This window comes from Streptomyces sp. NPDC088553 (assembly GCF_044752965.1).
GTDB lineage: Bacteria > Actinomycetota > Actinomycetes > Streptomycetales > Streptomycetaceae > Streptomyces.
In genome coordinates, this window is the sequence record NZ_JBIVMG010000006.1 from 315,370 (window position 1) to 329,509 (window position 14,140).

General features: G+C 72.2%; 12 protein-coding genes. 4 read left to right on the plus strand and 8 right to left on the minus strand.

The genetic code is table 11. From position 1 onward, the window contains the following. Window positions 1–32 precede the first annotated feature (32 nt). The 4 genes from ACIP8Z_RS22050 to ACIP8Z_RS22065 all read right to left on the minus strand — a co-directional run bounded on the left by ACIP8Z_RS22050 (window position 33) and on the right by ACIP8Z_RS22065 (window position 4,902). A complete protein-coding gene (locus ACIP8Z_RS22050) occupies window positions 33–2,897 on the minus strand; it encodes an FtsX-like permease family protein (RefSeq protein ID WP_402085828.1) in 2,865 nt (954 codons plus the stop codon). After that, the gene (locus ACIP8Z_RS22055; RefSeq protein ID WP_402085830.1) at window positions 2,894–3,628 is read right to left on the minus strand and encodes an ABC transporter ATP-binding protein; all 735 of its coding nucleotides are present in this window, start codon (window positions 3,626–3,628) and stop codon (window positions 2,894–2,896) included. The genes ACIP8Z_RS22050 and ACIP8Z_RS22055 overlap by 4 nt, the downstream gene beginning before the upstream one ends. Window positions 3,629–3,777: 149 nt before the next feature. After that, window positions 3,778–4,500: a PadR family transcriptional regulator gene (locus ACIP8Z_RS22060; RefSeq protein ID WP_402085832.1), complete on the minus strand. Its 723-nt coding sequence runs from the start codon at window positions 4,498–4,500 to the stop codon at window positions 3,778–3,780. 96 nt (window positions 4,501–4,596) lie between these two features. Then, window positions 4,597–4,902 carry a hypothetical protein gene (locus ACIP8Z_RS22065; protein ID WP_402085835.1) on the minus strand — a complete coding sequence of 102 codons (306 nt, stop codon included), beginning with the start codon at window positions 4,900–4,902 and terminating at the stop codon, window positions 4,597–4,599. Window positions 4,903–5,128: 226 nt separating this feature from the next. Between ACIP8Z_RS22065 and ACIP8Z_RS22070 the strand changes: the two genes are divergently transcribed. After that, complete coding sequence (locus tag ACIP8Z_RS22070; RefSeq protein WP_402085837.1) at window positions 5,129–5,374, plus strand: hypothetical protein; 246 nt, start codon at window positions 5,129–5,131, stop codon at window positions 5,372–5,374. Window positions 5,375–5,602: 228 nt separating this feature from the next. On the opposite strand, the gene ACIP8Z_RS22075 is transcribed toward ACIP8Z_RS22070, so the two are convergent. Continuing rightward, complete coding sequence (locus ACIP8Z_RS22075) at window positions 5,603–7,273, minus strand: protein kinase (RefSeq protein WP_402085840.1); 1,671 nt, start codon at window positions 7,271–7,273, stop codon at window positions 5,603–5,605. 275 nt (window positions 7,274–7,548) lie between these two features. Between ACIP8Z_RS22075 and ACIP8Z_RS22080 the strand changes: the two genes are divergently transcribed. Beyond that, window positions 7,549–9,177: a protein kinase gene (locus ACIP8Z_RS22080; RefSeq protein WP_402085843.1), complete on the plus strand. Its 1,629-nt coding sequence runs from the start codon at window positions 7,549–7,551 to the stop codon at window positions 9,175–9,177. A gap of 34 nt (window positions 9,178–9,211) precedes the next feature. Here the strand turns inward: ACIP8Z_RS22080 and ACIP8Z_RS22085 are convergent, their stop codons facing one another. From ACIP8Z_RS22085 to ACIP8Z_RS22095, 3 genes are all read right to left on the minus strand, one after another. Next, the gene (locus ACIP8Z_RS22085; RefSeq protein WP_402085845.1) at window positions 9,212–10,330 is read right to left on the minus strand and encodes a phosphotransferase; all 1,119 of its coding nucleotides are present in this window, start codon (window positions 10,328–10,330) and stop codon (window positions 9,212–9,214) included. Between the two features lie 15 nt (window positions 10,331–10,345). Then, window positions 10,346–10,798, minus strand: coding sequence for a pyridoxamine 5'-phosphate oxidase family protein (locus tag ACIP8Z_RS22090; RefSeq protein ID WP_187621907.1), 453 nt, complete (start codon window positions 10,796–10,798; stop codon window positions 10,346–10,348). Between the two features lie 179 nt (window positions 10,799–10,977). Beyond that, window positions 10,978–11,637, minus strand: a complete 660-nt coding sequence (locus ACIP8Z_RS22095) for a response regulator transcription factor (RefSeq protein ID WP_266967008.1) — start codon at window positions 11,635–11,637, stop codon at window positions 10,978–10,980. A gap of 338 nt (window positions 11,638–11,975) precedes the next feature. Between ACIP8Z_RS22095 and pdhA the strand changes: the two genes are divergently transcribed. Continuing rightward, window positions 11,976–13,154 (plus strand): pyruvate dehydrogenase (acetyl-transferring) E1 component subunit alpha, encoded by a 1,179-nt coding sequence (gene pdhA / locus ACIP8Z_RS22100; RefSeq protein WP_402085849.1) that lies wholly within the window; start codon window positions 11,976–11,978, stop codon window positions 13,152–13,154. A 2-nt stretch (window positions 13,155–13,156) separates the two neighbouring features. Next, complete coding sequence (locus ACIP8Z_RS22105) at window positions 13,157–14,137, plus strand: alpha-ketoacid dehydrogenase subunit beta (protein WP_402085852.1); 981 nt, start codon at window positions 13,157–13,159, stop codon at window positions 14,135–14,137. Window positions 14,138–14,140 lie beyond the last annotated feature (3 nt).

Below are 14,140 nucleotides of genomic sequence, written 5' to 3' on the forward strand. Positions count from 1 at the left end.
CGTGCGGGGGCACAGGACGACAACGAAGACCGTCAGGTCGCCTCGCGCCGGGACAGCGCGCCGCGCGAGCGGGTCACCAGGGCGGCGAGCAGCGCGGCACCCACGGGTACGGCGACGAGCAGGCCGGCGAGGGTCTCCCAGGGGATGACGATCGGGACGTACGGCACGTCCGAGGCCGCGCTCCAGCCCTGGGCGACGGAGTCCTCGTGCCAGCTGATCTGCTGCCGCTCCTCGTTGAGCCGGAGGCCTATCGCCGGCAGCACTCCGGCGGCCGAGCCGAGGAGGACACCCATCGCGGCGACGACACCGCACTGGAAGCCGCTGAGGGTCCGGCGGACCCGTGGCGGGGCGCCCACGGCGGCCAGCGTCTTCAGATCGGCCTCGGCGTCGGCCTGGGCGAGTCCGGTGGCGATGCCGGCGGCGCCGACGGTGACGAGCCCCGCGAAGATCGCCAGCGACAGCAGGATGAGGCTGTTGGCGTTGACGAATCCTTCCTCCACATGGAGCTCGACGTTGCTGCCGAGCTTGGTGAGCTCGCCGTCGAGCTTCTGGCGCGCCTCGGTGTCGGGCAGCCGGTCGGTGCTGGCGTACGTGCCGAGCGGCACCGTCGCGAGACCGGCGGCCTTGGCGGTGGCCGGGCTGATGAGGGCCTGCACGCCGTAGGACTTCTCGTCCCCGGGCACCTGGTAGGCGGGCAGGGAGACGATCTTGCCGGGAGCGGGCTTGCCCTCCTGGGAGGCCTTGTCGGCGGCGGCGAGGTCGGTGATCTGCTTGATCCCGTACGTGCCGTTCTTGTCGACGTTGACGGGGTTGAAGCTGACGACCTTGCCCTCGTCGAGGGCCTTCACGGTCGCGGGGTCGTCGAGGCCGAGCACCTTCAGGAGCGCGGCGTCACCGACGAGCAGCCCGCCGTCGGAGACGTACATCCCGCTGCTCCGGCCCTGCTTGCACCGCCAGTCGTCGGTGAGCATCTTCCGTCGCTGCTCGGGCGTGTACTTCTCCGAGGGGTCTCCGCCGCCGGGGAGCGTCGCGTACATGGGGCACTCGTTCGCCGGGGGGACGACGACCTCGAAGCGGCCGCAGCCCGGGCCGCTGTCCCACGGCTGGCAGCCGGGCTTGCCGACGGAGACGCGCGCGACATCCGCGCGGACGTCGACGGGGACGTACCGCTCGATCGCCTCGCGGACCGCGGGGACGTCCCGGCCGCCCTCCTCCGTGACGAACGCGGCGACGGTCCCGTGCGGCATCTGGGCGGTGTACTCGGACCTGCGCTGGGCCTCCTCGCTGGCCATGTACGTGGAGACGGCGACCGTACCGGCGACGGCGGCGAGGACGGCGGCGACGGCGGGTGCCGTACGGCCCCGGTTGCGCACGGCGTCCCGCAGCGCGAGCCGCGGCGACAGCGGCAGCCAGCGCCCGGCCCGCCCGAACAGGCCCACCAGGGCCGGGGTCATGGCGACGACGCCCAGCTCGGCGATGGCCGAGCCGCCGGCCACGACGATGAACTGCTGGGTGACCATGGAGCCGAAGAGTGCGACGGCGCCGCCGATCAGGAGGGCCACGAGGCCGACCAGGGGCAGCACCCGGCTGCTGCGGCGGACACCGCGCCGGCCGGTGAGCGAGGCGAGGACGGTCTGCCGGGAGGCGGTGATCGCCGGCACGATGGCGGCGAGCAGGCCGGTCAGCACGGCGAGCAGCGCGATGCCGAGGATTTCGAGCGGCCGGATGTCGAAGGCTCCGAACCGCTGGCCCATGGTCTCCTCCAGGTACGGCTGGAGGGCCTTGGTGAGGATCAGGGCGAGGACCGTACCGGTGACCGCCGCGGCGACACCGATGACCAGACCGCCGCTCAGCACGATGGCCCGGATGTGGCTGCGGGCTCCGCCGTTGGCACCGACCAGACCGAGCTGGCGGCGCGAGCGACGGGCGCCGACCGCGAAGGCGGGACCGGCGAGCAGACAGATCTCCAGCATCGCCAGACCGACGACGGTGCCGATGGCGGCGAGTTCGGCGGCGTTGCCCACCGCGCTGGACTCGAAGTCGCCCCAGTGCTCCTTCTGGTAGAGCGGGACCTCGGACTTGGCCGGCGGGTCGAGGATCACGGCACGCGAGGAGACGATCACACCCTTGGCGTTGATCTCCTTGACCATGTTCCACGTGAAACCACCGGACTTGCGCACCAGGTACGTGGTGCTGGTGTCGGGCTTCTGCAGACCCGCCTTCTCGACGGCCTTCGCGTGCGGGGCGAGGAAGGCCCCCGGGAGCGCGTTGACCTGGACGGCGTTCAGGTCGTCGGGGATCTCGTACGAGCCGACGATCCGGTACGGGCGGTCGAAATTGCGTGCGGAAAGGGTCGAGCCGACCGACAGGCCGCTGCTCTCCAGGAAGTGCGAGGTCGCGATGACCTCGTCGTTCTTCTCCGGGTAGCGCCCCTCCAGAAGGGTCGTGATGCCCCGGGCGATCGGATCGGCCGTCTTGAGCTCACGCACCTGGGTCACGAGCAGGCCGTGCTTCGTCGTCAGCTTGGCCGTGCCGGAGCTGTCCGTGAGGACCGTGGAACCCGCGGGGAAGGTCTTGGTGACATCGGTCGGGCCGCTCGGCCACGCCGTGTCCTCGTAGTCCTTGGCCGGCGTGCTCATCTCGCCGATCGGGTCCTGGAAGACCGGCACCCCGCCGTAGCCGGGGTCCTTGAACTGGGCGTCGGCCGCGCCGATCATGCGGTCCGCCCGCTCGGCGGGGGACAGCTGGGAGCTGCGGAAGGTCAGATCGAGGGCGCTGACGCCCAGGATCGGCAGGGCGATCATGGCCAGGACGAGGGCGCTGCGGCCCTTGGAACGCCAGGCGTCGCGGCGGGCGATCCGGATCGCGGCCCGCCAGGAGTGGAGCCAGGTCTTCACGCCTCAGCCACCTGGCCCGACAGCAGGGAATCGGCCTCGCTGCGCACGGTCTGGTCGACGATGGCGCCGTCCCGCAGGAACACGACCCGGTCCGCCCAGGCCGCGAACCGCGGCTCGTGGGTGACGAGGACACCGGCGGCTCCGGCGTCGCAGCGGCTGCGGAGCAGGGCGAGCACGGACTCGCCGGTCTCGGAGTCGAGGGCGCCGGTCGGCTCGTCGGCGAGGACGAGCCGGCGCTCGCCGACGAGCGCGCGGGCGATGGCCACACGCTGCTGCTGGCCGCCGGACATCTCGTCCGGGAAGCGGTCGGCGAGGTGGCCGAGGCCCATCTCCTCCAGCGCCTTGAGGGCCTCGACGCGTGCCTTGCGGGAGGAGGTCCCGTCCAGCTCGCGCGGCAGGGCCACGTTCTCGGCGGCGGTGAGGGCGGGGATGAGGTTGTAGTCCTGGAAGACGTAGCCGATGCTGCGGCGGCGCAGGGCCGCGAGCTCCTTGACGCTCGCCTTGGTGATGTCGGTGTCCTCGACGATCACGTGACCCGAGGTGGGGGTGTCGAGGCCGCCGGCGATGGTGAGGAGCGTGGACTTGCCGGAGCCGGACGGGCCCATGACGGCGACGAGTTCACCCGGGTACACGGCGAGGTCGATGCCGCGCAGGGCATGCACCTCGGTGGCACCCGCGCCATGGACGCGGGTCAGGTTCTGGAGTTGCAGCACGGGCTGCTGTGCGGACATGAGGGGTCCCCCTTTGGGCGTACCCGGCGGTCGGCCGGGTACGGGAGCGAGCGGTGGAAAGGTGATGCGGGAGTGGTACGGCGGGCGGTGCGCGGGCCGTACGGCGGGTGAGGCGCGAGCGGTACGGGTGGCGGGGTGCGACCGTGCGGTCAGCGCGCCCCGGCCACGGGTGACGCGGCCTCGGGTGGTGCGGCTTCGGTGGGCGCCGTCCCGGCGCCGGTCTGGGCGGTCGCGGACGCTGCCTCGGCGGTCCCGGACCCGGCAGCGCCCCCGGCGGGGCCCCCGGCCGTGGTCGCCGTGCCGGACCCGGTGTCCGCGGCCGTCGCCGTCGCCGAGAGGCGGATCAGCCGGGACTCGCAGTGGTCGAGCCAGCGCGCCTCGGCCTCGGTCTGGAAGATCAGCTGCTCCAGGACGAGCAGCCAGGCGACGTCGTCCCGCTCCCGCGCCCCGCCGCTCTCGACGGCGATGAGCGCCTGGGCCTTGAGGCGGGTGTAGTCCTGCATGGCCTTCACGGTGTGCCGGCGCTGGGACTGGATGACATCGCGGATGTCGACGCTGGGAGCGCCGACGGCCATGGCGAGCTTGATGGCCAGCTCGTCACGGGCGGGGCTGGTGCGGTCCACCGGCTTCTCGAACCAGGTCCTGAGTTCGGCGCGGCCGCTGTCCGTGATCGCGTAGAGCGCGTGCCCGGCCGCGTCCTCGCCGCCCTGGGCGACCATGCCGTCGCGCTCCAGCCGGCTGAGGGTCGTGTAGACCTGGCCGACGTTGAGCGGCCAGGTGGAACCGGTGCGGGACTCGAACTCCGTACGGAGCTGGGAGCCGTACCGAGGGCCGCGTTCGAGGAGGGCGAGAAGCCCGTGGCGGATCGACATACTCAGTATGTATACCGGGTATGCCGTCGCGGACAACCGTCCTGAGAGGGAAGGGCCACGTCCCCCTCAAGGGGGACCCGGGCGGTCCGGAGGGGCTCAGCGGCGCCGCATCCGGAGTCCGAGGAAGCCGATTCCGAGCCCCATCAGGGCAAGCCCGACCCCCAGCGTGAGCACGGGAATCCGCTGGTCGACGAGGGGCGGCGCGGATTCGGCCGCCATCCGCGGCGCGGCGCCCGGCCGGCTGGCGTGCGCCGCCTCCGATACGACGGCCTCCTCCTCGCGTACCCCCTCGGCCTCCTGTGCGACGTCCTCGGGGCCCTCGGGGCTCTCCGGGTCTGTTGCAGTTTCGGTACGAGAGGCCTCCGGCGACGGGGTGGTGTCGCCCGCGGGGGACGGCGGCACGGAGCGTCCGGGGCGCGGCCGCCCCTCCCCCGCCGGCCGGCCCGCCAGTGAGGCGGAGCCCTCGGGCGAGGGCGCGTCGCTGGGCCCGGCGCTCGGCGCGGCGGGGGGTGCCGGCAGGCCCGTACCTCCCGTCCCGGTGCCGGTGGGCGCGGGAGGCGCGGGCCTGCCGGCACCCCCGGTCCGCCCCGGCGAGGCGGAGACGGAGGCGGAGGAGGAAGGGGAGGGTGTGACCGTCGCGGAGGGTGCGACGGAGGAGGGCGACGGCGCGACGGGAGTCGAGGAGGGGGAGGACGGGAGCGGCGCAGAGGCCGACGGCGCGGTCGGGGCCGTGGCCCCCACCGAGCTGCCGGGCGCCTCGGCTCCGTACGCGAGCGGCTCCCCGTACAGGGCACACGCGCAGGCGAACACGCAGGTGAGAGCGGGTCCGAGGAGCCGCGCCCGTGCCCTGCGGAGTGCTGGAGTCACCGGGTGACCCCCTCCCGATACCGAGCCGCCGAGGTAGTGAACTCAGCGTCACATGTCGGGACACTTCTGGCATCCGGGACGGGGTCAGCAGACGTAAAGGGGCGTCAGAAGGCCTGAGCAGCGCCAGAAGCGGGGAGGAGCGTCCTGAGGAGGGAGGCGTGTCAGGAGAAGGGCGGGCGGAGCCCCCGGGAACCCGGACGGGTCCGGGAGCGGGGGCCGGACCGTCGGGCCCGTCCTACTGCCCCGGGTTGCCCGTCGAGATGTTCAGGGTGAACTCGGCGTCCTTGGACTCGATGTCCTGGCCCGCCGGCGGGTACTGCTCGAGGACGGTGCCCTCGCCGTACGTCGCCTCGTCCACCGGGCGCTGGGTCATGAGCTTCCAGCCGGCCGCCTGGATGCACTCCTTCACCGACTGGATGTTCTTGTAGGTGAAGTTGGGGACCTCGAACTTCTCGGGGTCGTCGCTCGACTCGGTCGGCTGCGTGCACTTCTTCGGGTCGATCGTCTTGGTCAGGTCGGGGCCCTTGTGGCCGGGGGCCGCCGACTGGCTCTGCTGGGTCTCCGTGCCGCCCGTGCCGCCGGCCTGGGGGTCTTTCTCCTTGTCGAGGTTGAGGGCCACGAGGAGACCGCCGATCGCGAGCAGCGCGACGACCGCCGCGCCCACGATCACCGGCGTGTTCCGCCGCGAACCGCCGCCCGCCGGGGCGGGCACGGGTGTGTGCACCGGGGCGTACGGGGCGGGGGTCGGCGCCTGGTACGAGGACTGAGGGGAGGGGGCCGGGGTCTGGTACGCCGGAGCGGGCGTCGGCGCCTGCTGCGGGTAGCCGTACGAGGGGGCGGGCGCCGGGGTCGCCGGACCGTACGGTCCCGGCTGCGGCGTCGGCGGCTGGTAGGGGTGCTGCACCCCGTGCGGTCCGGAATGCGGGGCCGGCGGCGGGGTCTGGCCGACGGGCGGGAAGACCGCCGAGCCGACGCCCGCACCGCTGCTGACGGGACCGCCGGCGACGATCACCGGGGCACCGGTCTGACCGGCGGAGAGCACCCGCAGGCACTCGTCGCGCATCGCGGCCGCGCTCGGGAACCGCTCGTTCGGGTTCTTTCGCAGCGCGCGGGCGACGAGCGCGTCCATCGCCGGCGTCACCGCCCGGTTGACGGTCGACGGGGCGACCGGCTCCTCCTGCACGTGCGCGTAGGCGATGGCCAGCGGGGAGTCGGCGTCGAAGGGCAGTCGGCCCGTCAGCAGCTGGAAGAGCATGATGCCGACCGAGTAGAGGTCGGAACGGGCGTCCACCGCGCGCCCGAGGGCCTGCTCGGGGGAGAGGTACTGAGGGGTGCCGACGACCATGCCGGTCTGGGTCATCGACGTGACGCCGGACTGCATGGCCCGCGCGATGCCGAAGTCCATGACCTTGACCACGCCGCGCTTGGTCTGCATCACGTTGCCGGGCTTGATGTCGCGGTGGACCAGGCCCATCTCGTGGCTGACCTCGAGGGCGGCGAGCACGTCGGCCGTGACCTTCAGCGCCTTGTCGGCCGGCATCGCTCCGTACTGCTGGATGTCCGAGGCGAGGACCGAGCCGAGCGGCTGCCCCTCCACGTACTCCATGACGATGTACGGCATGACGGCGCCGTCGAGGGTGTCCTCGCCGGTGTCGAAGACCGAGACGATGTTGGTGTGCGACAGCTTCGCGACCGCCTGCGCCTCGCGGCGGAAGCGCTCGCGGAAGGACTGCTCCCGGCCGAGCTCGGTGTGCAGCGTCTTGATGGCGACCTGGCGGTCGAGGGCGCTGTCGTAGGCCAGGTAGACCGACGCCATGCCGCCCTCGCCGAGAAGGTCGCGCAGCTGGTACCGGCCGCCCGCGACCGAACCGCCCGCATAGCGGCCCTGTGCGCCGTCCTGGCTCATCTGTGCTTCCCCCTACGCGCGCGTGGCGGCGTTGATCCGGAATTTCCTGGCCAAGTCTGCCCGAGGGCAGTGACACGTCAAGCCGGGTGCCCGTTCCGTGACCCTCCGCACAGGAAGGTTCCCCGAACCGTTCACGCGGGGGCGGAGGAATCCTGTCGAATTTGCACAGGTGTACGTGGAAGGGGTTGGATGGCCGGTCCATCTCGGACCGTGGTGTCGTACGGAGCCTGTAGCGTGACGACTGGACACGGCACGACAGACGACGGCGAGGACTGATGGCACCCGAATCCGGAGCAGGCGGCGGTGTGCCGGAGTCGTCGGCGGAGTCCTGGGGCGTCGGCGGAGTCGTCGGCGACGGCCGCTACCGCCTGACGCACCGTCTGGGGCGCGGCGGCATGGCCGAGGTCTTCGCGGCCGAGGACGTACGCCTCGGCCGTACGGTCGCGGTCAAGCTCCTGCGCGCCGATCTCGCCGAGGACCCGGTCTCCAAGGCCCGCTTCACCCGTGAGGCGCAGTCGGTCGCCGGGCTCAACCACCACGCCATCGTCGCGGTCTACGACTCGGGCGAGGACCTCGTGGCCGGCCGGCCCGTGCCGTACATCGTGATGGAGCTGGTCGAGGGCCGCACCATCCGCGACCTGCTGCTCAGCGCCGAGGCCCCCGGGCCCGAGCAGGCCCTCATCATTGTCTCCGGAGTCCTGGAGGCGCTGGCCTACTCGCACCAGCACGGCATCGTGCACCGTGACATCAAGCCGGCGAACGTGATCATCACTGACGGCGGCGCCGTGAAGGTCATGGACTTCGGCATCGCCCGCGCCCTGCACGGCGCGCAGTCGACGATGACCCAGACCGGCATGGTCATGGGCACCCCGCAGTACCTCTCCCCGGAGCAGGCGCTCGGCAAGGCCGTCGACCACCGCTCCGACCTGTACGCGACGGGCTGTCTCCTCTACGAACTCCTCGCGCTGCGGCCCCCCTTCACCGGTGAGACCCCGCTGTCCGTCGTGTACCAGCACGTCCAGGACGCGCCGGTCCCGCCGTCCGACGTCACGCAGTCCGTGCCGCCGGAGCTCGACGGTCTGGTGATGCGCTCGCTCGCGAAGGACCCGGACGACCGGTTCCAGAGCGCCGAGGAGATGCGCGGCCTCATCCAGTACGGCCTGCAGATGCTCCAGCAGCAGGGCGGTCACACCGGCACGTGGAACACCGGGCCGGTCGAGATGCACGAGGGCGGGCACACCCCGGTCGGCGGCATGGCCGCGACGACCGCGATGGGCCACCCCATGCACGGCGAGACCGCGCAGCGCCCGATCCTTCCGCCGCGGAACCCGGAGGACGGCGGCGTCGGCGGGTACGGCGGCTACGACGGCGGTACGGGCGGGAACGGCGGCTACGGCCAGAACGGTTCGTACGGCTCGCACAGCGGTGGCAACGGCCGCCGCGGCAAGATCCTGCTGTTCGCCGCGCTCGCGCTGGTCGCGGTCGTCGCCGGTGTCGTCTACGCCCTGGACAAGGCGGGCGACACGGGCAACCACAAGGGCGGCACGCCGACGCCGACGGTCTCCACCTCGCCGTCCACGCAGTCGGAGGAGCCGACCCCCTCGGACGAGCCCTCCGAGCAGCCGTCGACCGACTCGGGCACGAGCGACGGGGGCGTCACGGAAGCACCGTGGCCGCCGCCGACCACGTACGAGCCGACGACCCGGCCGCCGACGACGACTCCGCCGACGACCGAGCCGTCGAAGACGACCGAGCCGCCGACGGAGCCCACGGACGAGCCGACGGATCCGACGGATCAGCCGACGGATCCCACGGGCACCCCGTCGACCAACACGCCCACCGATCCCACCGGGGGCGGCAACAACTCGGACCCGCCGCCGACGGGCGGCGCCCAGACCGGCTGACCGGGCTCCGCCCAGGTACCGGCCCGGACCCGCCTCACCCCGCGAACGCGTCGCTCACCGCCTCGTACTCGCGGGTCCACCAGACCGCCAGGGCCGACACCGCGGGAAACTGCGGGTCGGCCCTTCGGTCGTGCAGCTGGTAGCGCCAGCGCAGCGTCCAGAAGTCGTTGAGCCGCTCCCACCACACCCGGTGCGCCGCAGCCGCCAGTTCGGCGCGGTCGGCGCCGGTCGCCCGCCGGTAGGCGCGCGCGTACGCCCGCACCTTCTCCAGGGCCAGCTCGCCCCCCGGCCGTACGAAGAAGATGGCGGCGGCCCTGACCGCCTCCTCGGCCCTCGGGCGGACCCCGAGCCGGTCCCAGTCGACGATCGCGGCGGGCTCGGCGCCCCGGTAGAGCAGGTTCAGCGGGTGGAAGTCGCCGTGCACCCAGCCGGCGGCCGCGGCGGGCGGCGGCCGGTGGTGGGCGTGCTGGGCGAGGAGCCGGCGGCGCTCCCTGAGCCGGTGCTCGGCGAGCGCGTCGAAGCTGTCGTGGGGGCGGTGGGCGCGGGCCAGTCGGATCAGCTCGTCGATGGCCCGGAAGGTGTCCTGGAGGTCGGCGCTGGCGCAGACGCCGTCGTCGGCGGTGGTGCCGGGCGCGCCGTCGGGCCCCGAGGGCTCCATGACCCGGTCCAGGGCGGTGTGGACCTGTCCGAGGAGGGTGCCGAGGCGCCGGGAGCAGCCGGTGGAGAGCTGGGCGCCGTCGCGGTGACGGCCGTCGATCCAGGGGTGCAGGGCGTAGCAGCGGCCGTCGACGACGGCGACCGTGCGGCCGGTGGCGTCGGGCAGCGGCGGGGCGACGGGCAGGCCGAGGGCGTGCAGCCGCTGGGTGGCGCGGTGCTGACGGGCGATGGTGGCGCGGTCGGCGGTGGGGGCGTCCAGGTGCTGCTTGAGGAAGTAGGTGCCGCGGGTGGTGGAGAGGCGGAAGCCGCGGTTGAGCAGCCCCTCGGCGACGGGCACGCAGGAGAGGGGTTCTCCGGCGTGCCGGTGGCGGCGGAGCAGGGCGCCGACCGGTGGGGCGGGTGGGGCGCCGACGGGCCGGGCGGCGCCCGGGCGACCACCGGTCCGTGGAGCGGGCGGTTCGGCCGGTGGAGTGAGCGTTTCAGATGAGCGCGGCACCCGCCAGATGTTAGATCACGCTACGTGGTGGAGGTGTCGCCGCACGGAGTGGGGGGCGGGACGGGTCCCCGGGGTCTCGCTCGCGTAGTCGAGCGCGTGCACCGTCACGAACTGCGGTTCGATCCGCATGTAGACCGGGTCGAAGGCCTCGCCGTCCACCAGCTCCGGCTCGGCACCGAACTCCGCGAGCTCCTCCGCGGTCGGCTCGACGATCTCGGCGGTGCCGGTGAACTGCACGGACCAGAGGTTCGCGGATCCGGAGCTGAAGTTGTCCGCGCCGTAGGCGACGACGCTGCCGTTGCAGGCGCGGTGGTAGCCGAGTCCCCGGTGCAGCCGGAGCAGGACGCGTCCGTCGGCCACGATGTGGCGGGCGGGGGCGACGAACGGCATCGCCCGCATGCTCGTCGCCACCCGGCCGTACGACACGCGGCTGAGCAACTCGATGGCGCGGATCTCGTCGGTGGACATGGCATCCACTCTCCGCCACCGGCACCGTGTCGGAAAAGGGGCCCCTGCCCCGGTTTCACGGGGACGTAGGTCCCGAATCGGGGCCGCCGGCCGCGCTCTGGCCCGTCCGGGTGAGGGGCCCGCCCGACCGGCCCCGCGTCATCGACGCCGGACGGCCCGCTCCGGGGCCCCGCCGGGCGTCAGTGGCGCTCCGCCTGGAGCCGCGCCACGTAGGCGGCGGCCTGCGAGCGCCGCTCCATGCCCAGCTTCGACAGCAGGCTGGAGACATAGTTCTTGATGGTCTTCTCCGCGAGGTGGAGCCGCTCGCCGATGACCCGGTTGGTCAGGCCCTCGCCGATCAGATCCAGGATCTTGCGCTCCTGCTCCGTCAGGTTGGCGAGCTTGTCGTCACCCTTCGGATTGTTGCCGTCGCGCAGCCGCTCCAGGACGCGTGCGGTCGCCACCGGGTCGAGCAGCGACTTGCCTGCCGCCACGTCCCGTACCGCGTTCAGGAGTTCGTTGCCGCGGATGGCCTTGAGGACATAACCCGAGGCTCCGGCCATGATCGCGTCGAAGAGCGCCTCGTCGTCCGCGTACGAGGTCAGCATCAGGCACTTGATGCCCTCGTCCTGCGAACGGATCTCCCGGCACACCTCCACCCCACTGCCGTCCGGCAGCCGGACGTCGAGCACGGCGACATCCGGGCGGGTCGCGGGGATCCTGACCAGCGCGTCCGCCGCCGTCCCGGCCTCTCCGACCACCTCGATGTCGTCCTCCACGGAGAGCAGCTCGTGGACGCCGCGCCGGACGACTTCGTGGTCGTCCAGCAGAAATACCCGGATTTTTCCTTCTTCGCGCACGCTGTCAGTCTCACATATTGGCTCTTCCCGCGCCCGGGGTGCGCGGGATAACGTGCCGGGTGTTCCGACGACGGCGTCGGGCCGTTGTCCACGCGCTGACCAGCAGCGGGTCCCCCTTTTCTCGATTTACTTGGAAATCCAAGCAAAATCGCAGGTCAAGGAGGGTTTCGCGGGAATGCCGCACTATGGGTAACGTGCCTATGACGGCGCTCGCCGGGGCACCTGTCACGCCCGACTCCGGCCGCGTCGCACCCACCCCGTGCGAAGGGTACGGATAAGGCGGAGCCGCACTGGCTTACCGGCGAACCCGGAGGCCGGACCGACGGAGGAGCACGCACGTGACCGTGGAGAGCACTGCCGCGCGCAAGACGACGCGACGCAGCAGCGGCGCCAAGCGCACCACCAGCGCCGCGAGCGCGAAGAAGGCACCGGCAGCACAGGGCACAGAGCCCGAGCTCGTCCAGCTGCTGACGCCCGAGGGAGAGCGCGTCCAGCACCCCGATTACGACATCGACCTGAGCGCCGAGGAGCTGCGCGGTCTCTACCGCGACATGGTCCTCACCCGTCGCTTCGACGCCGAGGCGACCTCGCTGCAGCGGCAGGGCGAGCTGGGCCTGTGGGCCTCGCTGCTCGGCCAGGAGGCCGCCCAGATCGGTTCGGGCCGCGCCCTCCGGGACGACGACTACGTCTTCCCCACCTATCGCGAACACGGTGTCGCGTGGGTCCGTGGCGTCGACCCGACGAACCTGCTGGGAATGTTCCGCGGTGTGAACCACGGTGGCTGGGATCCCAACAGCAACAATTTCCACCTCTACACGATCGTCATCGGCTCCCAGACCCTGCACGCCACGGGTTATGCGATGGGTATCGCCAAGGACGGCGCGGATTCCGCCGTGATCGCCTACTTCGGCGACGGCGCCTCCAGCCAGGGCGACGTGAACGAGGCGTTCACCTTCTCCGCGGTCTACAACGCGCCCGTCGTGTTCTTCTGCCAGAACAACCAGTGGGCGATCTCCGAGCCCACCGAGAAGCAGACCCGCGTCCCGCTCTACCAGCGCGCCCGCGGCTTCGGCTTCCCCGGTGTCCGGGTCGACGGCAACGACGTCCTGGCCTGCCTCGCCGTCACCCGCTCCGCCCTGGAGCGCGCCCGCCGCGGCGAGGGCCCGACCCTCGTCGAGGCCTTCACCTACCGCATGGGTGCCCACACCACCTCCGACGACCCGACGAAGTACCGCCGGGACGAGGAGCGGGAGGCCTGGGAGGCCAAGGACCCGATCCTGCGCCTCAAGGCGTACCTGGAGCGGGAGGGCCACGCCGACGAGGCCTTCTTCGAGGCCCTGGAGGCCGAGAGCGAGGCGCTCGGCAAGCGCGTCCGCGAGGGCGTGCGCAACATGCCCGACCCGGACGACATGGCGATCTTCGAGAACGTGTACGCGGACGGGCACTCGCTCGTCGACGAGGAGCGCGCGCAGTTCGCCGCCTACCAGGCGTCCTTCGCGGATGGCGAGGTCAAGTAACCATGGCAGTACAGAAGCTTCCGCTCGCCAAGGCGCTCAACGAGTCGCTCCGCAAGGCACTGGAGACCGACCCCAAGGTCCTCATCATGGGCGAGGACGTCGGCAAGCTCGGCGGTGTCTTCCGGGTCACCGACGGTCTGCAGAAGGACTTCGGCGAGGACCGGGTCATCGACTCGCCGCTCGCCGAGTCCGGCATCGTCGGCACCGCGATCGGTCTGGCCCTGCGCGGCTACCGCCCGGTCGTCGAGATCCAGTTCGACGGTTTCGTCTTCCCCGCGTACGACCAGATCGTCACGCAGCTCGCCAAGATGCACGCCCGTGCGCTCGGCAAGGTCAAGATGCCCGTCGTCATCCGTATCCCGTACGGCGGCGGCATCGGCGCGGTCGAGCACCATTCCGAGTCCCCCGAGGCGCTCTTCGCGCACGTCCCGGGCCTCAAGGTCGTGTCGCCGTCCAACTCGTCGGACGCCTACTGGATGCTCCAGCAGGCGATCCAGAGCGACGACCCGGTCATCTTCTTCGAGCCCAAGCGCCGCTACTGGGACAAGGGCGAGGTCGACACCGAGGCCATCCCCGGCGCGCTCCACGACGCCCGGGTGGCGCGCGAGGGCAGCGACCTCACGCTCGCCGCGTACGGCCCGATGGTGAAGGTCTGCCTGGAGGCCGCCGCGGCCGCCCAGGAGGAGGGCAAGTCGGTCGAGGTCCTGGACCTCCGCTCGATGTCCCCGATCGACTTCGACGCCATCCAGCGGTCCGTCGAGAAGACCCGCCACCTCGTGGTGGTCCACGAGGCCCCGGTCTTCTACGGTGCCGGCGCGGAGATCGCCGCCCGGATCACCGAGCGCAGCTTCTACCACCTGGAGGCCCCCGTCCTGCGGGTCGGCGGCTACCACGCGCCGTACCCGCCGGCGCGCCTGGAGGAGGAGTACCTGCCGGGTCTCGATCGCGTGCTCGACGCCGTCGACCGCTCGCTGGCGTACTGAGGA

Excerpts from the sequence above, each read along its gene's own strand:
- ACIP8Z_RS22080 (WP_402085843.1), top strand. The coding sequence starts at position 7,549 with ATGGCACCCGAATCCGGAGCAGGCGGCGGTGTGCCGGAGTCGTCGGCG.
- ACIP8Z_RS22075 (WP_402085840.1), bottom strand. The coding sequence starts at position 7,273 with ATGAGCCAGGACGGCGCACAGGGCCGCTATGCGGGCGGTTCGGTCGCG.
- ACIP8Z_RS22055 (WP_402085830.1), bottom strand. The coding sequence starts at position 3,628 with ATGTCCGCACAGCAGCCCGTGCTGCAACTCCAGAACCTGACCCGCGTC.
- ACIP8Z_RS22090 (WP_187621907.1), bottom strand. The coding sequence starts at position 10,798 with ATGTCCACCGACGAGATCCGCGCCATCGAGTTGCTCAGCCGCGTGTCG.
- ACIP8Z_RS22105 (WP_402085852.1), top strand. The coding sequence starts at position 13,157 with ATGGCAGTACAGAAGCTTCCGCTCGCCAAGGCGCTCAACGAGTCGCTC.
- ACIP8Z_RS22060 (WP_402085832.1), bottom strand. The coding sequence starts at position 4,500 with ATGTCGATCCGCCACGGGCTTCTCGCCCTCCTCGAACGCGGCCCTCGG.